The organism is Pseudomonas sp. HMWF021 (assembly GCF_003061005.1).
Lineage (GTDB): Bacteria > Pseudomonadota > Gammaproteobacteria > Pseudomonadales > Pseudomonadaceae > Aquipseudomonas.
Genome location: NZ_QAIK01000030.1, coordinates 1 through 19906, shown reverse-complemented (window position 1 = coordinate 19906; position 19906 = coordinate 1). Strand labels below are relative to the sequence as shown.

The 19906-nt window shown below is 57.6% G+C and carries 17 protein-coding genes; 8 read left to right on the top strand and 9 right to left on the bottom strand.

Annotated elements, in window-relative coordinates:
- The first annotated feature begins 323 nt into the window (after positions 1-323).
- The 6 genes from DBR18_RS03330 (at position 324) to DBR18_RS03305 (ending at position 5782) form a co-directional block, all read left to right on the top strand.
- On the top strand, positions 324-977 hold the full coding sequence (locus DBR18_RS03330) for an ABC transporter ATP-binding protein (protein WP_108589245.1): 654 nt from the start codon (positions 324-326) through the stop codon (positions 975-977).
- Positions 974-3445, top strand: a complete 2472-nt coding sequence (locus tag DBR18_RS03325) for an ABC transporter permease (protein ID WP_108589244.1) — start codon at positions 974-976, stop codon at positions 3443-3445. The genes DBR18_RS03330 and DBR18_RS03325 overlap by 4 nt, the downstream gene beginning before the upstream one ends.
- Positions 3435-4505, top strand: a complete 1071-nt coding sequence (locus DBR18_RS03320; protein ID WP_108589243.1) for a lipocalin-like domain-containing protein — start codon at positions 3435-3437, stop codon at positions 4503-4505. Before DBR18_RS03325 ends, DBR18_RS03320 begins: the two co-directional genes overlap by 11 nt.
- Positions 4506-4675: 170 nt before the next feature.
- The gene (locus DBR18_RS03315; protein WP_108589242.1) at positions 4676-4918 is read left to right on the top strand and encodes a hypothetical protein; all 243 of its coding nucleotides are present in this window, start codon (positions 4676-4678) and stop codon (positions 4916-4918) included.
- 11 nt (positions 4919-4929) lie between these two features.
- Entirely contained in the window at positions 4930-5112 is a 183-nt protein-coding gene (locus tag DBR18_RS03310; RefSeq protein WP_108589241.1) for a hypothetical protein, read from the top strand.
- Between the two features lie 85 nt (positions 5113-5197).
- Entirely contained in the window at positions 5198-5782 is a 585-nt protein-coding gene (locus DBR18_RS03305) for a hypothetical protein (protein WP_108589240.1), read from the top strand.
- A gap of 328 nt (positions 5783-6110) precedes the next feature.
- Here DBR18_RS03305 and DBR18_RS03300 read toward each other — a convergent pair whose 3' ends face one another.
- Entirely contained in the window at positions 6111-6917 is an 807-nt protein-coding gene (locus tag DBR18_RS03300) for a glycosyltransferase (RefSeq protein WP_108589239.1), read from the bottom strand.
- Positions 6918-7133: 216 nt separating this feature from the next.
- Between DBR18_RS03300 and DBR18_RS03295 the strand changes: the two genes are divergently transcribed.
- On the top strand, positions 7134-7949 hold the full coding sequence (locus tag DBR18_RS03295; protein ID WP_108589238.1) for a VanW family protein: 816 nt from the start codon (positions 7134-7136) through the stop codon (positions 7947-7949).
- Between the two features lie 140 nt (positions 7950-8089).
- On the opposite strand, the gene DBR18_RS03290 is transcribed toward DBR18_RS03295, so the two are convergent.
- The 7 genes from DBR18_RS03290 to DBR18_RS03260 all read right to left on the bottom strand — a co-directional run bounded on the left by DBR18_RS03290 (position 8090) and on the right by DBR18_RS03260 (position 18109).
- Positions 8090-8386 carry a hypothetical protein gene (locus tag DBR18_RS03290; protein ID WP_108589237.1) on the bottom strand — a complete coding sequence of 99 codons (297 nt, stop codon included), beginning with the start codon at positions 8384-8386 and terminating at the stop codon, positions 8090-8092.
- A gap of 755 nt (positions 8387-9141) precedes the next feature.
- Positions 9142-9432, bottom strand: a complete 291-nt coding sequence (locus DBR18_RS03280) for a hypothetical protein (protein WP_108589235.1) — start codon at positions 9430-9432, stop codon at positions 9142-9144.
- Between the two features lie 234 nt (positions 9433-9666).
- Complete coding sequence (locus DBR18_RS28050) at positions 9667-10011, bottom strand: hypothetical protein (protein WP_146188728.1); 345 nt, start codon at positions 10009-10011, stop codon at positions 9667-9669.
- Positions 10008-14693: an RHS repeat-associated core domain-containing protein gene (locus DBR18_RS03275; RefSeq protein WP_256588515.1), complete on the bottom strand. Its 4686-nt coding sequence runs from the start codon at positions 14691-14693 to the stop codon at positions 10008-10010. The genes DBR18_RS28050 and DBR18_RS03275 overlap by 4 nt, the downstream gene beginning before the upstream one ends.
- The gene (locus DBR18_RS03270; RefSeq protein ID WP_108589234.1) at positions 14693-15430 is read right to left on the bottom strand and encodes a DUF4123 domain-containing protein; all 738 of its coding nucleotides are present in this window, start codon (positions 15428-15430) and stop codon (positions 14693-14695) included. The genes DBR18_RS03275 and DBR18_RS03270 overlap by 1 nt, the downstream gene beginning before the upstream one ends.
- On the bottom strand, positions 15420-17462 hold the full coding sequence (tssI, locus tag DBR18_RS03265) for a type VI secretion system tip protein TssI/VgrG (RefSeq protein ID WP_108589233.1): 2043 nt from the start codon (positions 17460-17462) through the stop codon (positions 15420-15422). The genes DBR18_RS03270 and tssI overlap by 11 nt, the downstream gene beginning before the upstream one ends.
- Positions 17463-17593: 131 nt before the next feature.
- A complete protein-coding gene (locus DBR18_RS03260; protein WP_007949952.1) occupies positions 17594-18109 on the bottom strand; it encodes an Hcp family type VI secretion system effector in 516 nt (171 codons plus the stop codon).
- Between the two features lie 407 nt (positions 18110-18516).
- Between DBR18_RS03260 and DBR18_RS03255 the strand changes: the two genes are divergently transcribed.
- Entirely contained in the window at positions 18517-19194 is a 678-nt protein-coding gene (locus DBR18_RS03255; protein WP_108589232.1) for a type 1 glutamine amidotransferase domain-containing protein, read from the top strand.
- A 92-nt stretch (positions 19195-19286) separates the two neighbouring features.
- Here the strand turns inward: DBR18_RS03255 and DBR18_RS03250 are convergent.
- Positions 19287-19906 (bottom strand): VOC family protein (locus tag DBR18_RS03250; RefSeq protein ID WP_146188727.1); only part of this gene is annotated, 620 nt, incomplete at its 5' end.

The window sequence follows — 19906 nt, the reverse complement described above, 5'->3', positions numbered from 1 at the left end:
GCGGATGATTTCACCTTCAACTACCGCTTCAATGCGCGGCTGGGCGCCAAGCCTGAGTGGAAGCACATTGATCTGAAGACCATCGTGACGCCGGGGGAGGCGGCCACCCGTGTGGCGACCGGGGATTGAGATTTGTGTTGGGTTCACCGGCCTCATCGCTGGCAAGCCAGCTCCCACAATGTTTCAGGGTGAACCTGGTGTTTGTGGACAACCCAATCTCTGTGGGAGCTGGCTTGCCAGCGATGAAGCCAGTGCAAACACCACTGATCTGCTGAGGCCGCTATCCGCTATCCTTGCCCCACACTGACCCAACGGATGGCGGCATGCTTCAGGTTCAAGGCGTGTTCAAAAGTTACCTCACCCCCCAAGGCTCGCTTGCGGTGCTGCAAGGCGTCGACCTGACGCTCGAACCCGGCAGCAGTCTGGCGCTGATGGGCGAGTCGGGCAGTGGCAAAAGCACCTTGCTGCATCTGATCGCCGGCCTCGACAAGCCCGATCGCGGCAGCATCCACAGCGGCGAGCATCGGCTGGAGCAGATGAACGAGGCGCAACTGGCCAATTGGCGCCGCACGGAAATCGGTCTGGTGTTCCAGCAGTTCAACCTGATCGGCAGCCTGCGGGTCGAGGACAATCTGGCGTTTCAGGCGCGTCTGGCCGGGCGCCATGAGCCGCGCTGGCAGGCGCATCTGGTGCAGCGATTGGGGCTGGGCGAATTGCTCAAGCGTTATCCAGAACAGCTCTCGGGCGGTCAGCAGCAGCGGGTCGCGCTGGCCCGGGCGCTGGCGTCGCGGCCGAAATTGCTGCTGGCCGACGAACCCACCGGCAGCCTCGACGAAGCCACCAGCGATGACGTGCTGCGCCTGTTGCTGGACCTGCTGGATGACACGCCGACCACGCTGCTGATGGTCACGCACAGCCCGCGGGTTGCAGCGCGGCTGGCGCAACGGGTGGTGTTGTCCAATGGCCGTCTGACGTGAACGTGTTCTGGCAAACCCTGCGTGCGCTGCTCAGCCACTGGCGGCGGCATCCTGTGCAGTTTTTCAGTGTGCTGACCGGGTTGTGGCTGGCCACCAGTCTGCTGACCGGGGTCGAGGCGCTGAACAGTCAGGCCCGCGACAGTTACGCCCGAGCCAGCCAGATGATCGGCGGCGAACCACAAGCCAGCCTCGGCACGCCCAATGGCGCGACGTTTCCCCAGCAGTGGTTCGTGGATCTGCGCCGCCAAGGCTGGCCGGTCTCTCCGCTGCTGCAGGGGCGGCTGGCGCTCAAGGATCACCCGGATCAGCGCCTGCAACTGATGGGTATCGAGCCGGTGTCGCTCCCGGCAGAGTCCGCCGTGGCCGGGCAGGCGATGCCGATCGAGCGCGTCGTCGAGTTCTTCTCGCCGCCGGGCATTACGTGGATTGCGCCTGAGACCTTGCAGGCCTTGAACCTCAGCGAAGGCGCAACACCGCAGACCGTCAACGGGCAAAATCTGCCACCGCTGCAGGTGCAAAAGGACATGGCACCGGGTGTGCTGCTGGTGGACATTGGCGTCGCGCAGAGCCTGCTGGAGCAACCCGGGCAAGTGTCACGCTTGTTGCTGCCCAAGGATTTTCATGCCGAGCTGCCGGCCGCATTCAGCGGTCGCTTGCAGCTCAAAAGCAGCACCGAGGAAAACAATCTGGCGCGCCTGACCGAGAGCTTTCACCTCAATCTCGATGCTCTGGGATTTCTGTCGTTCGTGGTCGGGCTGTTCATCGTGCACGCGGCCATCGGCCTGGCGCTGGAGCAGCGTCGCGGCCTGCTGCGCACGTTGCGCGCCTGTGGGGTCAGTGCGCGGATGCTGATCGGCAGCCTGATCGTTGAACTGGGCGTGCTGGCTCTGGTTGGCGGCGTGTTCGGGGTCATCAGCGGTTACTGGCTGGCCAGCGTATTGCTGCCGGACGTCGCCGCCAGCCTGCGCGGTCTGTACGGCGCGGAAGTGGCGGGGCAGTTGCGTCTGAGCCCATGGTGGTGGTTCAGCGGTATTGGCTTGAGCCTGTTCGGCGCGTTGCTGGCCGGCGCCAACAGTCTGTTGCGGGCGGCACGCTTGCCGCTGTTGGCGGTGGCGGATCCGCAGGCGTGGCATCAGCAACATGCGCGCTGGTTGCGCCGTCAGGGGTGGCTGGCGGCGCTATTGGGCGTGATCGCGTTGCTGGCGCTGGTCTGGGGTGACAGCCTCGGCAGCGGTTTTGTGTTGATGGCCGGGCTGCTGCTCGGCGCCGCGCTGGCGTTGCCGGTGCTGCTCAGTGCGGTGCTCACTCCTTTGCTCGGGCGCAGCCGTTCGGTACTCGGGCAGTGGTTTCTCGCCGATTGCCGCCAGCAACTGCCGGCGCTGAGTCTGGCACTGATGGCGTTGTTGCTCGCACTGGCGGCCAACATCGGCGCCGGCAGCATGACCGCCGGTTTTCGCCAGACCTTCGACGACTGGCTCGAACAACGCCTCAGTGCCGAGCTGTACCTCAACCCGGTGAATCCGGCGCAGTCGCGCGAAATGTACGCCTGGTTGAAACAACAGCCGACTATCAGCGCGGTGCTGCCCAACTGGCAGGTAACGGTGACCCTGCAAGGCTGGCCGGCGGATGTGTTCGGGGTGATCGATCATCCGCACTATCGCCAGCACTGGCCGTTGCTCGAGGCGATTGCCGGTGATCCGTGGGCGCATCTGGCAACGGACGACGCGGTGATGCTCAGCGAGCAATTGGCACGGCGCCTGAAGGTCGGTGCAGGGGATCACCTGAACCTGCCGACACCCGCAGGGACATGGTCGCCGCGCATCGTCGGAATCTACGCCGACTACGGCAATCCCAAGGGGCACGTGCTGATCAACAGCAATCATCTGCTGCGGCTATGGCCGTCGCTGACACCGAACCGTTTCAACCTGCGCATCGCGCCGCCCGATATCCCGCCGTTTTTGACTGCGCTGCAGACGCGCTTTCAGATCGATGACAGCCGCATCGTCGATCAGGCGCGGCTCAAGGGTTGGTCGGTGCAGGTTTTCGAGCGCACTTTTGCCGCCACCGCTGCACTGAACAGCCTGACCCTGGCGGTGGCCGGCGTGGCGTTGTTCATCAGCCTGCTGACCCAGAGCCAGAGCCGCCTCGGGCAACTGGCGCCGCTGTGGGCCTTGGGCGTGACGCGTCGCCAGTTGATGTTGCTCAACCTCGGCCAGACCTGGCTGCTGGCGGTGTTGACGCTGGTGCTGGCGCTACCGCTGGGGATCACGCTGGCGTGGTGTCTGGATGCGGTGATCAATGTGCAGGCGTTCGGCTGGCGATTGCCGTTGCGGGTTTTTCCGCTGCAACTGTTGCAGTTGCTGGGGCTGGCGTTGCTGGCGACGCTGTTGGCTTCGGCGTGGCCGCTGTATTCGTTGTACCGCACGCAACCGGCGGAACTGCTGAGGACGTTTGCCCATGAGGATTAACCGGGCCGCGCTGCTGTTCGCGCTGCTGCTATTGGGCGGCTGCGATCAACCTGTTCCCGAGCAGAAGGGGTTTGCCGGGCTCGGCGATGAGGCGGCTCAATTCACTCCCGTGGTGCCGGGGCGGGTGTTCAGCTTCCCGGTGGATCACGGCGCCCACGACGGTTTTCGTATCGAGTGGTGGTACGTCACCGCCAATCTCAAGGATCAGCAGGGCAATGATTTCGGTGTGCAGTGGACGCTGTTTCGCAGTGCGTTAAAACCTGCGGCAGAGCAACCGGGCTGGGCCAACCAGACAGTCTGGCTCGGGCATGCCGCGGTGACGTCGGCCACCGCACACCATGCCGCCGAGCGCTATGCCCGGGGCGGAGTGGGGCAAGCCGGGGTGAGCGTGGCGCCGTTCGAGGCGTGGATCGATGATTGGCGCTTCGTCAGCAAGGCGCAGGATCCGCTGACGGATCTGCAACTCAGTGCCCGCGACAAAGCCTTCAGCTATCAACTGCACCTCACCTCCAGCCGCCCACTGGTGTTACAGGGCGACAACGGTTTCAGCCGCAAATCCGAACAGGGCCAGGCCTCGTACTACTACAGTCAGCCGTTCTTTCAGGCCAGCGGCACTCTGCAGATCGACGGCCAGACCTACACCGTCAGCGGCCCGGCGTGGCTGGACCGGGAATGGAGCAGTCAGCCGCTGGCGGCCAATCAAACCGGGTGGGACTGGTTTTCCCTGCACCTGGACAGCGGGGAATCGCTGATGCTGTTCCGCACCCGGCAAACCGATGGCGCGCCGTATCTGACCGGCACCTGGATCAGCACCGACGGCCGGGCCGAAACCCTGGGCGGCGAGCAGATCAGACTCACACCCAAGGACACCGCAAAAGTTGCCGGACACACGATGCCGGTGCGCTGGTCGATCAGCATTCCCGACAAACACCTCGACATCAGCCTCGACGCACTCAACCCCAAGGCCTGGATGGACCTGCGCATCCCGTACTGGGAAGGGCCGGTGCGGATCAGCGGCAGCCACGGCGGGCGTGGCTATCTGGAAATGACCGGATACTGACCGGCACCCCGCAACCAATCCCTGTAGGAGCTGCCGCAGGCTGCGATCTTTTGCTTTTGATTTTGAAAACAAGAGCAAAAGATCGCAGCCTGCGGCAGCTCCTACAGGATTGGGTTGAACTCCGTTTCATTGCGCAGCCTATACAAAGCAATACCCGTGGAGGATTAGCCATGAGCGACGACCTGCAACCCCCAGACCTCAACACCTGGCAGCGTCTGTTCGACGACCAGACCTACTGGCAGCAATCCCCCGACGCTCACTACTTCGATCTGCAACGCATCGCCGACGACCTGCTCGGTCAGGGCGCGATTGATCTGGAGCAGTGGCAGATCCTGCGCGCCAAGGCCGATGACCTGCACAAGGATTCGCCCGCCGTGAACGTCGCCAATGAACTGGAAGACCCCGAAGCCTGAGGAGCCCCGCCATGAAACCCGTATCCCCCAGCGAGCACCCCGACGAACCCCAGCCACCGGGAGAAACCGAACGCGACAACGACGCCCTGCGCCCGACCGATCCCAAACAGCGCAAGGACAGCGGCAAGGGCACCGCCAGTGGCGAATCCACCGCGCAGGAGACCGCCGCATCAGAAACCAAAGCCAAGCCCTGAACAGCGTCTATGCTCAGTGGCACATTCGGCGCCAAACACGCGTTGGCGCCGGTTGCTGCCATTCATTACAGGGAAAGTACCGCTTATGAAGTTTCACGCACTGGCCAAGGCCATCACCCTCGCAACCGTATTGTCCGCCAGCAGTTTCGGCGCCATGGCGGCTGATATCCCGCTGTCCGCCACCGTCGAGGCCGATCAGGTCACCACCAAAGTGCTGGCCGTCGATGCGGCCAACCATCAGGTTGTGCTCGAAGGTGCTGAAGGTCGTCAGGTTCACGTACAGCTCAGCGAAAAGGCGAAAAACCTCGCCAACCTTCAGGTCGGCGATCTGGTAAAAGTCGAAGTGCAGCGCTCGGTGGCGGCTTACCTCGATACCGATGTGGATAAAGGTCTGCCTGGCACCGTCGAGCGCAGCGGCGAGCTGCGCAAGGCTCCCGGCACGGATAATCCGGGTGGCGAGGCCTATCGCCAGATTCAGGTGCAACTGAAAATCACCAAAATTGATTTGAAGAAAAACGAAGTGACGCTGGAAAACCCGGCGGGCCAGTCGAAAACCCTCGACGTGAAAAAGCCTGAAATCCAAGCCAAGCTGAAAGATTTGAAAGTAGGGCAGAGCGTAGTTGTCACTTATACCGATGTATTAAAAGTGACCAGTCAGCATGAAAGCTGAGTATTAACTCTACAAGATGATTGTTCTTGTACAGATTATTGTATGAGAACAATCATCTGAAACGAGTGATGCAGCAGCTTGAAAGTTTCGCGAAAGCATTCGTCGATAAATATCTATTAACTTCTTCGTACATAAAATTTACCTTTATGCATGACGACATATGCGCCAACTTCTATTAAAATCCTTCCCGTTCGCCCAGTGTCAGGGCTCTTTACCGGTGCATGGATTGCCAGGCCATTACACTGGGCGAACACCTCTTCGGAGCGGATGTATACAATTTCAGATAAAAAAAGGGCGACTATAAAGTCGCCCTTTTTTGTGTTCGCGATTATGCCGATGCCTGGCCCTCAAAGCGTTTGAGGGTGGCTTCGTACATCCTGGTGCGGCGGTGGTTTTTGCCGTAGGTGCCGGCAGCGGCGACGGTTCCTGCCTGAATGTGATCCAGATAGCGGAAAATCTTGCGCGGCGACAACAGCTTGATGCCATAGCCCAAAGCGACCATTCGATCCTGCAGGGTGTAACCGGGCACCCGGTCATCCATGCAAAAGTGCAGCCCATGAGACTTCAGCAACTTGGCGTTCCACAAGGTGCAGAAACTCTTGAGGTGAGTTTCCCGATAAGGTTTCGGCTCTTTACTGCGCAAACCCAATGAAGTTTTCGCCCGGCGAATATAGTGTTTGCAAAAGCGCGAAGTTAACCTCCAGGTATCTCGCAAAATCCCCCGATTAATCTGCTCGACACACCCGACCGCAGCGATGTCCGCCGACTTTGTGCACTCACGCAGCATCATTGCGAACACTTCCTTGTCGTAGACAAAGGTGTCGGTGTGCAGCAAAAACAGATAGTCGGTTTCAACTTTTTCCAGCGCCAGATCCAGCGCCTTGCCATGCGCAATATGTCCCGCTTCTTTGCCGGGGGAGGGGCGCTCGATCAGATTGATCCAGTCCAGCGAGCGCAAGTAATCAAGACTGGCGTCAGCAGAATCATTGTCCACCACCCAAACCGGAATGCGCTGCGCCCGGACGTGCTCGCGCAACAACTCCAGGCACATCCGGGTGATGTCCGGGGTTTTGTAATTTACCAATACAAGACTGAAATTCGACTGCGTAACGGCTGGTAAATCAGACTGGTTCATTTCGGGACGCTCATCCACGGTTGATCGGCGACAGGTGCCTGTCGGACCGGGATGCTAGCGATGCAAGCTTAGTTGAAGCTTAATTTGACGTTCAGGAAGTGAGGCGAGGTGTTTCGAGGCATGACATCTCGCGCACCACGCAAACCGTCCCACAGGCTAAACTGCGCGCCCCTCAGATGCTTCAAGGAAGAAACGGCACCTGCCGTCGCCTCACGGATGAAACCACTTTCCCTCTACCACCCGGCCCTGTACTGGCTGCGCGTCTGGCAAAAAAGACTGTTCCGCCAGATCGCCTGGCGTTGCTCAAGCAAACGCTATTCGCGCCTTGTTGCCGACGCTGACCGTCTGCCATTCCGCTACCTCAAGCACACCTCGAAACTCATCCGCAAACTCGGCGACTCCGACCTCGCCCTGCAACACAACAAAGTCATCAACCTCAAACTCGCCGTCGCCGCCATCGACGGCCTCATCATCGCCCCCGGCGAACACTTCTCCTTCTGCCGCCTCGTCGGCCGCCCAACCCGCAAACGCGGCTACGTCGAAGGCATGGAACTGTCCTTCGGCGAAGCGCGACGCGGTATCGGCGGCGGGATCTGCCAACTGAGCAACCTGATCCACTGGATGGCGATCCACTCACCGCTGGTCGTTGTTGAACGCTCCAACCACAGCTTCGATCCATTCCCGGATGAGGGGCGAGTGCTGCCATTCGGTTCCGGCGCGGCGATTTTCTACAACTACGTTGATCTGGTACTTCACAACCCGACGGATCGGACTTTTCAGTTGAAGTTGAATGTGGGGGACACGCAGCTGGAGGGGGAGTTGTTGTGCGATCGGGTGCGGGCGTATCGGTATCACGTGTTTCAGGAAGGGCATCGGTTTGTGCGGGAGGGGGAGCAGGTGTATCGGGAGAATGAGATTTGGCGGGAGGTGCGGGAGAAGGGGCAGGTGGGGGAATTGGTGGAGCGGGTGAGGTTGTATCGGAATCGGGTGGTGGTTAAGTATGAGGTGGCGGGAGAAATGGTGGAGAGATGATTACTATGCCGCAAATGATGAAGAGTCACTTAATGGGCAGCCAGGCTCCATATGCCAAGCGTGGTAGCGCTTGGAAGAAAGTCAGGTGAGGTTGCAGGATTTTTAGGGAGGAGTGTGCTTCCGGTTTTTATTTATGGTGTTTACATTCTTTTTAGAGCATTTTTCAAGGCTTTCCCAAGACTCTTCCAGGTTTTTGCGGTTTCACTATACGTAGGTGAGTCCCAGTCTCTATTTGAAATAAGCAATATTTTGAAGGAGCCGTTTTCAGAAAACTCTGGATACCATCCGATATCCAAGATTTGCCCCGAGGGAAAAGAAGCCTGGAGTAGATCTTCCTTCAAATCATCAATGATCAGTGAAATTTCCAAATTGCTCAATTTGGAGATTTCGTCAAAAATGATTTTTCCGCCAAGACTTGTTATTTCGTCAGTATTCATTGCTACATTTCCTGGTTTCATTTTCAAATCTGAGGGGGCGGATTTATTTCTTTCAACGAAAAAAATCAGCTCCCCTCTGATTGCAGTGCGGCAACTAAAGCGGGTATTTACACCGCCATGGAGTGGTGAAAAGTTCTGGGTCGATGTCAAGCTTCTCAAGAAGGGCGTTGATTTCCGCCTCAGAGTTCATGGTTTCTATTTTTAAGAGATTGATGTCTCGGTCGTCCACGCCGTCACTTATTTCAAGTGTTTCGGTTGGGATTGTAAATATCACTGTTGCATATCGGAAATTTTTCGATTGATGGATAAAGTCGTAATACTGATATGGATCACTGGTAAAGGTGTATTTGTAAATGGCGTATACTGAAATCCATTTTCTTAGTGAAGGGTCTTCGGATTCTAGCTCTTGCGCAATGTTGTTGTAACCTGTCCCGTCGAGCCCAAACCATACACTTCGTGGGATACATTTCTGTGTTGTCATTTTTGACCCTGGAACCGGTTTGGTCAGCGTATTCCTGCGCCGATCTGAACTGAAATAAATCTGTCGTCTTTTTGTTATGTTTTAGAGTTTTTAGTTGGCCGCAGATTGAAATGTAGCAAAAAGCTGACAGATTTATTTTCAATATCTTTGGGGCTGTGGAAATAATCTATCTCTTTTGTTCGCTCTCCGGATTGCTGTGAGCGTCTGGTGAACTCCGCTGCGGATTACATCTATATAAGCAAATCTGTTGAGAATTATATGTTTGAAAATTTAGTTAGGGCTTCCAAAATTTAATCCTTTCCATGTGGCGCTCAATGTCATCCATATCGTCGTCCCCTAGTGTCGAATCAAAATTCTTGCTTATAATTTTTCTTGTTTTTGCAAGGCGTTGGGTGACTCCTTCGTTATCAATGAAATCAGTGGTGGCTTTTTGATAGTCTTCGATCGGTTTGCCAGAGTAATAGCTGCCCATATTGTGCAGTGAAATTAATATGAACTCGATATCTACAAGGACTTCGAGAGCATCTTCTCCGTTAAGTGCTATTTTTTTGTTGGTTTCTAACATTCTTTCCGCCGATTAAATTTGGGGTTTAAAGCGTCACATTTCCTTTGGTCGTAAGATCTGTTGTGCCCTATCTACAGGTCTTTACCCATTCAGGTTGGATAGCAGAAGGGCTTTTTAAAAAAAGGGAGTGAATTTATTTTCAGTGTCTTTTATAAAGTGTGAAAAATAAATTTTCCCTCTTGCTTTATTTGCTTTGATTGTATTGGTGAGTGCTGGGTTTTAAATGCCTGTATCTCACGATTCGATCATGAATGATTCAATTTTTTTAATGAATTCAATTTTGCTTTTGGTTCTGAACTCACCAAGAAAAACTTCGGAGTTTTTAACCGGTTTTCCTTTTTGGTCATAATCGATTTTCAGGAAATCAATTACAAACTCTCCGTTGGGGTCGCCCTCTGGTTCTACTCTAGAATCGAAGCAGTGCCCGCTACTTCGACGCACTCCGCCCAATAGTACTGAGCAGGTGAACCAGTCGCTGGTTTCTGGCGTTAATTCAACTTCGAAAAGGTTGTTGATTGTTACTGTCCAACCGCTTGGCACTCGAATTGGTTGAAGTTCATATTTGAGTTTTGGTCTCATTTTACATTGCCCATGTATTTTTTAACTTGCTCGGGTGAGGCTGGGAAACTGTGTATGACAGGTTCGCCAGCTTTGGAAAGTTCAATCCTAACCCAGTTTGTTAGTTCACCATTGTTGTAACCAACGGGAGTTTCCGATCTATAAAACATATATCTTGAACCCCCATGATCAAACACATTCCCATCGCGTATCGCTGAATAAGCCGCCTGCTTCTCAAAGCCGCTGACGTTATTCGCGATATCCGGTAAATAAGAGGCTTCTGGTTTTCCGTCACGACTGCCTTGACCTAGGCTGAGCGATTTCGCTTGTTCTGCCGATTGCGCATTTGTGTGCTTTGTGGCATGCCTACCTTCTGGGCGCTTTGCATCATAAACATCTGTTCTTAGGTCTTTACGTGTTTGATAGTCGCTTGTATCAACCTTCTTGGGGCAATTAGTGCTATTTAGCCCCAATGGATCCACCCAACCTGTCGGGTTAGGCACGTACTGGTAGCTATTCAACCCGCCCGCAAGCTTGATCGGATCCGGCGTCAAAAACCGTCCAGTGCCCGGATTGTAGTAGCGGTGCCGGTTGTAATGTAACCCTGTCTCAGCATCGAAATACTGACCCTGGAAGCGCAGCGGATTATCAATCTCGCTGACGTCCAGTGCAGCGAGGTTACCGTAGGCGCGGTACTTCGCTGACCACATGATCTCGCCGCTGTAGTCGGTGAGTTCCTGCGGTGTGCCCAGATGATCGAGCTGGTAGTAAAACGGCGTGGCTTTGCGCGGGCCTTCGCCATCGAGCATCGCCAGTGGACGGAAGCTGCCGGGCTCATAGATGTAGCTGCGGTAGCGGTTGTCAGCGCTTTCAGCGATCAGGCGTTCGCCTTGCCACAGGAACTCGGTAGTGTGGCCGTCGACGGTTTTTTCGATACGGCGGCCGAAAGCGTCGTATTTGTAGGACGCGTTGCTGCCTCCAGGCAGGCTTACGCCGATCAGGCGGTGCTGGCAGTCGTAGCGGTATTCAGTGACGAGTTTCTGGCCGGTGCCGCGACGTTCGCGGATTAGGTTGCCGTAGGCATCGTAGTCGTAGTGGCGGTCGCCTTGCATCAGCAGACGGTTGCCTTTGACGTTGGCGAGGTTGGCTGTGCCTTCGTTGTTCTGACCGAGCAGGTTACCCGCCGGGTCGTGGGCGAAGCTTTCCGGTGTAGCACCGCGCACGCTGATCAGGCGATCAAGCGGATCGTAGTGATAGCTGCGATTGCCCTTGCGGCTGTCATCAATGCCGGCGAGGTTGCCGTTGGCGTCGTAGTTGTAGCGACGCTGGAACAGGTTTTTATCACGCTGGCCGACGGTGTGGGCTTGCAGTCGGCCCTGTTCGTCGTACTGGTACTGGCTGAGCAACAGGCCTTGCTGGCGCTGTTGTTCGCGACCGGCGCTGAACTGGTGAGCGGTGAGACGTGAGCCGTTGAGGTCGATGCTGCTCAGGCGTCCGCCGGACAGGTGACGGTAGTCAAGTTTGCTGCCATCGGGCAGGCGGCAGCGATTCAGTTGGCCGACGCTGTCATATTCGTAACGCAGGGTGCCCCAGCCCTGGTGTTCCTCGATGAGGCGGTCTTGCAGGTCGTACTTGTAGACGAGCGGCCAGTGACCGTCGTCGACGTTTACCAGTCGGCCGAGAGCGTCGTAGCTGTAGTGAATCTCCTCGCCATCGGCGAGGGTTTTTACCAGCAGACGGCCAGCGGCGTCGCGTTGATACTCGGTAACGAGTTCGCTGCCGTCATCACCGAATTCGGTTTTCTTCAGCAACTGGCCGTTGAGGTCGTATTCGTAGGCGGTGCGACGACCGTCGAAGCCGGTTTCCTGTTGGATCAAGCCGTTCGAGTAGTAATCGAGTTGGTAATGTTCACCGCGCTCGTTTTCGATGTCGGTGAGCAACAGACGCGAGTTGTCGTAGCGGTAGTGCAGTTGGCTGCCGTCCGGATTGATGCGGCGGCTGACCAGGTGCAGGTTGTCCGCATACTCATATCGCGTGACGCGACCGAGTTCGTCGCGTTCGGCGGTGATGTTGCCATAGGCGTTGTAGGTGAAGGCACGTGTTGCACCGCCCGGCAGCGTGACTTGTGCCAGGCGGTTGGCCGCATCCCATTGGTATTGGGTGATGGCGCCGGATTCTTCCTGGCGGGTAATCTGCCGACCCAGTGCGTCGTAGCGATATTTACGCTGGCCGCCGTCTGGCAGGCGTTCTTCAAGCAACTGTCCTAGGTTGTTCCAGCCTAGTTGATGGCGGCTGCCGTCGGGGTGGCGGATCTCCAGCAGGCGACCCTGGGCGTCGTAGCTGTACAGCGTGGCATTGCCGTCCGGGTCAATTTGCTGGGTGATGTCGCCCTGACGGTTACGTTGGTACTTCCAACTGGCTTTGCCGCGATGAACATCGCTGACGAAACCATTGATGTATTCATACGTGGTGGCTTCGTCTTCCGGCGGGATGACGGCAGTCATCAGACCGTTGTCGTCGTACCGGTATTCGGTGACGGCCCCCAACGGATCCTTTTCCGCGATCAACTGACCTTTGTCGTTGTACGCCTTGAGGTGTTCGGCGCCGTCCGGGTCGATCTTGCTGATTAGTCGCGCCTGGTCATCGTGGGTGTAGACCTCTTCGCTGCCATCGGCGTTGGTTACCGTTACGCTGCCTTTATCGTCCCAAGCGTAATGCGCTTCCATCTGCGAGAAGTTGGCCCAGTGACGGGTGCAGCGAGACAGTTTGCCTTCGTTCTCCCACTCCCAGTAGAAGGCCGCGCCGCCTGCCAGTTGGCGCTCCAGAATCACGTGCTGATCGTTGTAGCGATAGCGCTCGGCTTCGCCGGCCGCGTTCTTCGCTTCGATCAGGCGGTGCTGTGCGTCATAGCTGTACGTCACCAGCGTTTGAACGGTGTTCCAGGCATCTTCCAGGTTGTCCGCCGGCAGGAACTGTTGATAGTCCACAGCGATAATGTGTTTGCGGTCGTAGCGCAGCAGCAGGGCGCGACCAGCACCGTTATCGAGGCGCTTGATCCGACCGTGGATATCGCGCGTGACGTGCAGCCGATTGCCATAGCTGTCGCTGATGGCGATCAGGGTGGCGCCTTTGCTGTTGAAGCGGAAGTGGTAGAACGATGGGCGTTTGCCTGCCTGTGCCAGAACCAGTTCTGACGGATCGTCTCCAAGAAATATCGCAGCCTTCGACAGGCTGTTGGTAATTGCTGGACGTTGTTCGCTTGGAAGGGGGAAGGGTGTCGAGCGGTTTTCGTGGTCGGTCCAGACGACTTCGCCGTCATTGATTTCGAGGCGATGCGCCAGAGCATGGCTCCAGCCATAACCCAGGCCACAATCGATTTCCACTGCACTGGTTCGGTAGAGACGGGTCCATTCAAACGGAAGCAGACCGTCAAGTTGGCCGTCGGTCAGCGTCAACAGTTCTTCACCGGTAACCATTGAAACCGGACATCCATTGGTGCAAGTGTCGGCTGCCGGCTCCGCGCTTTTCTCGGCAGGCGTTTTTGCCTGTTTGGAAGCATCGTCGGCTATTTTGCCATCCGCGAGTTTTGCGTTTTTCTTCCCGTCAAAACGCAACTCGGAAATACCATTCCTCACCTTGGCCGTCACACCCCGCGCCGCAACCGCTGTGTACTTCGCGACGTATTCCATAAAGCCGTTGATGATCTTGAACAACGACTTCACGAAACCGATTACGGCGTTGAGCACCAGCTCACCGTACTTCTTCAGTCGGGCAGCGAGATAGATGATCCCGGTGCCTTCGGCTGCGATGGTCAGGACCACACCAATCACGATGTCGATCGCGATTCCAACGACGATCGCTGTGGTCATTTTCGCCACGTCGCCCGCCATCTTCATGGGGGGTAAACCGGCCAGCCAGATCACTGCACTGCGCACTAGCAGGAACAGTGCGGCTTCGTCACTGGCCAGCAACATGGCCTTTTTCATGACATCTGGTGAGCTTTTGGCGACCTTGATCAGCTCATCTGCGCCAGCCCCGAGGTCCGCCGCAAACTTCTTCGGATTTTGCAGGATATCGAGCACCAGACTGATGCCATCCCACACACCCTTGATGGCCTCCCAGCCACCTTCAAGAATGCCGTTGCCGATAGCCATTGCGGTGCCCGAAGCAGACAGGTTCGACCATTGCGGTTTGAACCCTGCCCACTCTTTACGCAGGAAACCTTCCAGGTCAGCGGTCACGCCGCTGTAGGAGCTGAAGAGGGCGTCTATCTGCGCCGGTGTCACTTCGTTGTGAACGCGGATCTGATAGAACTTGCCGGGAATACCTCCGGTCCACTCAGCCTTGCCTTGAGCGTCGAGTTTGACTTTGCTGACCGCACCACCTTCCACCGCGACGATCTCGACTTCGATCTCGCCAATCGGGATGTCGTAGACCGATTCGAATTTACTTTCGATCAGCAATGGACCTTTGAGAGGACACTGAGCCACGTTCGAGGCAAAACTACCGTCGGTCATGCTCACCGATTTACTGGTGTCGCCAACCTTGATCACACGCTCCATGCCTAGCAGGGAGGGCAGGTCTGCGGCTCGACTGGCCTTGTCGGCGGCCCTTGCGTACCAGGTTTTGGTTTGTTCCTGATACAGCTTCAGACTGTCCTTGAAGGTGTTCAGTTGGTTGTCAACAAAGGCAACGCGATCCATCAGCCTTGCTCCAGAATCAGGTGGTTTAACAGTGCTTCTTTAAGGTTTTTCGGCGCATCCGGGCGGCGCACGAAACGGCTGACTTTCAACTTCAGGTTGTTCTCAGGCCAAGCGTTGTAAATATCCGGGCGATCTTCTTCCAGCCACTGCATCAGGTTGCTGATCAGTGTCGTCGGGTTCTCCTTGGCTAAGCCATCCAGCAACCCTTTCGGCACCTCCCACCACGGCCAATCCTTCACCTTCGGCAACACCCGCGTTCCAACCTCCAGCGTCTGCCCATTAATCAAATACCGCTCAAACACCGGCAGTACTTCCCCAGCCTTCTCCCCAAGCCCCTTTAGAATCGGGTAGATATGCCGCCCATCCCAGAAGCGGAAAAACACCTCGGTCCCGTCCGGCATCTTCACCTGTGTCAGGCTGCGCAGGTGTTCGAACACCTCGTTCGGTTCGGCGCGTGATACTGCCAGCCAGCCCCAGTCGAGGGCGTCGGTTTCGGCGATCCATGGCAGGAATGCCGAGTTCGGTTTGAGTTCGGTGACGTAGGGCATCACCGGTTGCCAGGTGGAGTAGGGCGTGCCGCCCCAGATCGGCAGGAGCTGGGCGGTGGGTTCGGTCAGGTACAGGGTTTTCAGCGCGTCGGCATCGCTCGCCGCACTGATGATCAGGTACAGGCGCTCGCCACTCTGCAGCGGCTGTTGTGCCAGCCAGTCCTTGGGTGTCAGTCGATCAGATGGCACAGGCACCTGCCTTGCATTTTTCGCATTCTTCGCAGAACGGCGCGTTGCGTTTGAGGGTGTTGATCTGGGCCGGGGTCAGGACCTGGCCGGCCTTGTCGGCGTCGGCCTGTTTCAGCACGCCGGGCATCAGCGGGGCGGCGCCGGTGCCACTGCCGGGGCTGCCGCCGGAGTTCATGTTGATCGTCGGGCCGCTCATGGTCACGCCGCCGGCGTCGATCTTGATGAAGCTGCCGCCGCCGACCAGGGTCAGTTCTGCGCCGGCCTCCATCACCACTTTCATGCCGCTGCTGAGGTGGATTTCCTGGCCGGCGTCGATGAACTGGCCGGTGCCGATCTTGATGTGCTGGTTGACGCCCACGGTCAGGTGGTCGTTGGCGCGGGCTTCGACTTTGCGGTCTTCGTAGACGGTGTGGTGTTCTTCGGCTTTGAATTCCGTGTAGCTGTTCTGCTCGACGGTGTCGTGGCGTTCGTTGCCGACGCGGATCTTCTGGTCGTGCTCGATGTTCTCATCCCAGTCGCGCTGGGCATGGAGGAAGATCTGTTCCTGTCCTTTTTTGTCTTCGATGCGCAGTTCGTTGTAACCGCCGCCGCCCATCGAGCTCAGGGTCTTGAAGGTGCTGCGGGTCTTGTTTGCCGGCAGATCGTACGGGACAGTGTTTTCCTTGTGGTACAGGCAGCCGCTGATCAGCGGTTGATCGGGGTCGCCTTCAAGGAAGGTGACCAGCACTTCCATGCCGATGCGCGGAATGGCGATGCCGCCGTACTGCGCGCCGGCCCAAGCGCTGGAGACGCGCAGCCAGCAACTGGTCTTGTCGTCGGCCTGGCCTTCGCGGTCCCAGTGGAACTGGACTTTGACCCGGCCGTACTCGTCGCAGTGGATTTCTTCGCCTTTCGGCCCGGTGACCACGGCGCTCTGGCTGCCGAGGATGCGCGGTTTCGGGTGGCGCAGGGGCGGGCGGTTGGGCACGTCCCACGGGGTCGCCTGAAAGCGGTTGCGATAGCCCTGGTGGAAATCGTCCTTCAATGCAGTGGTATCGCTGGTCACCGATTCTTCCAGCACTTGCGGCTGCTTGCCTTCGTGCAGGACTTCGGTCAGCAGCCACAGGTCGTTCCATTTGGCCTTCGGGTGTTCGGTCAGGGCGAGGAAATGGCCACTGACCAGCAGCGGCTGGTCACTCTTGCCTTCGGCGAGCTGGAAGTCGCTGCGGTGGCGTTCGAGGGCACGTTTGGCCAAGTGCTTGCCGCGCTCGCGGTCGATGAAACGGCCCGGGTAGTCGTAGTCTTCGAGGTCGGGCAGGGCGTCGCCACGGTTTTCGCTTTCCAGGGTCAGGCGCGGTTTTTCGAAGTCGTAATCGCGGCGCGTGGTGCGGCTGGTGCGGGTTTCCAGGCGCAGGTCGAAGCGCTTGATCACCGGGTTGCTGGCGACCATGCCGGAGTCTTGCTGGTAGGCCACAGGCTGAAGTTTCGGAAACACCGTCTGGTCATCGCCGAATACCAGCTTGTGCGCCGTGGCGCTGTGCTGGAAGTGGTAGTGAATACCTTCTTCCTCGCACAGGCGTTGGATGAAATGCAGGTCCGATTCATCGTATTGCACGCAGTAGATGCGCTCGGGATAGATGGAACCTGTCTTGAATTCGTAGGCGTTGCCTTGAATGCCGTGCTCTTCGAGGACCATGCCGATGATTTTCGGCACCGTGAGGTTCTGGAAGATGCGTTGATTGACGCGATGCGCCAAGTACGACAATTGCGGGCGCAGGGTCACCGAATAACGCGTCAGGCGCTTGCCGGAATCGCCCTGGGCGGCGCGGTAGATCTGGCCGTGAATGCCGCTGCCATCGGGCGACAGCTGCAGGAAGGCCGGTTTGTGCAGCAGGGTTTCGAGGTCCAGCGACGGCTGCTCACTGACCAGCTCCACCTCGAACACAAAAGGCTGGCTGATGGCTTCCCGGCCGGTCAGGGTAAACACCTGAAAATCGGCGGAGAGCCCTTCGATGGTCAGGGCAAAGTGGGTTTCATTGGCCGGCGCGAACATCCCTTGTTCCTCGTGCTGTACAGCGGCGTTCGTCGACAACCGCAAGGCGGTTCAACGCACGCGAAATTCTGGAGGGGCGTAAACAACATCGACCAGCAGGGCTGGTCGATGCTTGTAGCGATCAGCCGTAATTAAACGACTGGAGCACGCCAGTCATCGGAACCCGAAGTACCGGATACTTCGTGGGTCCAGGTGATTTTGCGGTAGGTGAACTGCACTTCTTCCAGGTGGGTGAAGTGCGCGTTGCCTGGATCCTGGCAGTTGTGCATTTTGTTGTTGATGGCGACGATGATCGCGTCTTCCAGTTTGGTGGTGTAGTAGTGCTCTTGAGTACCTTGAGCAGAAGTACGGTACCACTGGATAACGATTTCGCTCATGCGCTCGCCGGAGGTCAGAGCCGCTTGCAGCAGAGGCGAAGCCTTGTCGTAGACCTTGGTGATCACAACTGGCTTGTGAACGCGCTGACCGGTTGGCTGACCGGATTGTGGGTCACGCGGGATGATCACGTCGTGGGTGAAAGCCTGAACCATAACCTGGTCTTCGTGGCCTTCCTGGTAGGTGTTGCCAACGGAGTCGGCGGTGAAGGCGCCGGCAGTGATCAGGCCTTGTTTCTCGCCGGTAACCGACATGTACGCTGGTGTTGCCATGGGATGCTCTCCTTGCGGATAAAGTTAGGGTGCCCGGGAGGCGAAATCGCCCGGTGGGTACCTGACTGTTATCAAGGAGCGTGCCAGGTTTGTCGAAGGCCCCGGCAGCCGGGGGGGAAGTTGTCTGAGTCCACGGTTTTGCCGATGTTTTCTACCGGGGTGAGGAGAAAAGTGCGCAACTTCTTGCGCAGCACTGCGCAAGAAGTTGCGCACTCGGCTGTAAGCCACATTATTCAAGGCTTGTAGCGCAGTGGTCGGCTTTTTTTGCCGGAAGTGTGCGCAAGAAGTTGCGCAGTACGGCCAAAGGCCAGCGTCGAGCGGGTGAAACGATCTGCCCTGCGCAACGGTCAATCACTCACGACCGCGCCAATGGCGTCTGAACATTCCCCACAGCGAGTGAGAACGACATGAAAATCCTGATGGTTTTAACGTCCCACGATCAACTGGGTGATACCGGCAAGAAAACCGGCTTCTGGCTGGAGGAATTCGCCGCGCCATATTACGTGTTCAAGGACGCCGGCGCTCTGTTGACCCTGGCCTCGCCCAAGGGCGGCCAGCCACCGCTGGACCCGAAGAGTGACGAGCCGGACGCGCAGACTGCCGCAACCGAGCGCTTTCGCAAAGATTCCGCCGCGCAGTCGGCACTGTCATCGACAGTCAAGCTGGACAGCGTGAAGGCCGGAGATTTTGATGCGGTGTTCTATCCCGGTGGCCACGGCCCGCTGTGGGATCTGGCTGAAGATCGCCATTCCATTGCGCTCATCGAAGCGTTCTACAACAGCGGCAAACCCGTGGCGGCGGTGTGCCATGCTCCCGGTGTACTGCGACATGTCAAAGGCGCCGACGGTCAGCCTCTGGTCAACGGTAAGCAGGTGACAGGCTTCACCAACAGTGAAGAGGAAGCGGTAGGGCTGACTGACGTGGTGCCGTTTCTGGTGGAGGATGAACTCAAGGCCAAGGGCGGGATTTTCTCCAAGGGCGCGGACTGGTCGAGCTACACCCGTGAGGATGGGTTGCTGCTGACGGGGCAGAATCCGGCGTCGTCGGAAGAGACGGCGTTCGCGTTGTTGTCACGGTTGCGCTAGAGGCAAAAGCAAAGATCGCAGCCTTCGGCAGCTCCTACAGGGAAAACACATCCATCTGTAGGAGCTGCCGCAGGCTGCGATCTTTTGATCTTTCAGCGCAAAAGCGCTGCCAGACACTCCTCAATCGACCGCCGCTGCGTCTCGGCATACAACCCCAGCTCATCAATGGTCGCGCGTCCCAAGGCCTGTTCAAAAGCCTGGCGGTTCGAGTGCTCGCCATAGTGCGTCTGCGCAGCATCCCCAAGGTTCGACTGAAAAATCCCCGCCGCACTCACCGGCAGGAAATCTTCGTATACCAACGGTTCAGCTTTCACATGGCCCTCGCGCAGCAAATCCTCCAGCGATGTTGATGTGAGGCTACCCGCTGCCAGGCCCTTTTCCGTAGGGAAGTAGCGAAAGTACGCCAGCTCCTGTGCGCGCATGCCCTCGACGCTGTCAGGAAATTCGCCAAAGTGCTCGGTCATCAGCGCGTTGTAGCGTGCGGCGTTGCCTTCGTTAGGGAAATCGCCCAGTTCATCACGCGCGGCATTCAACAGGCGGTCATACAACGCCCGGCCCTTGGGCGTCAGCGCTGCGCCACGTTGTTCGATCTCGCCGAAGCGCGCGCTGTGGCTGCCGTGGGTGTCGTGCTGGTCGGTGAAGGCAATCGGCTCGTCGAGCGCCTTGAAACTGGTCTGGCGCAGCAGGATCGGGCAGTGCCGGCGCGGTGGGC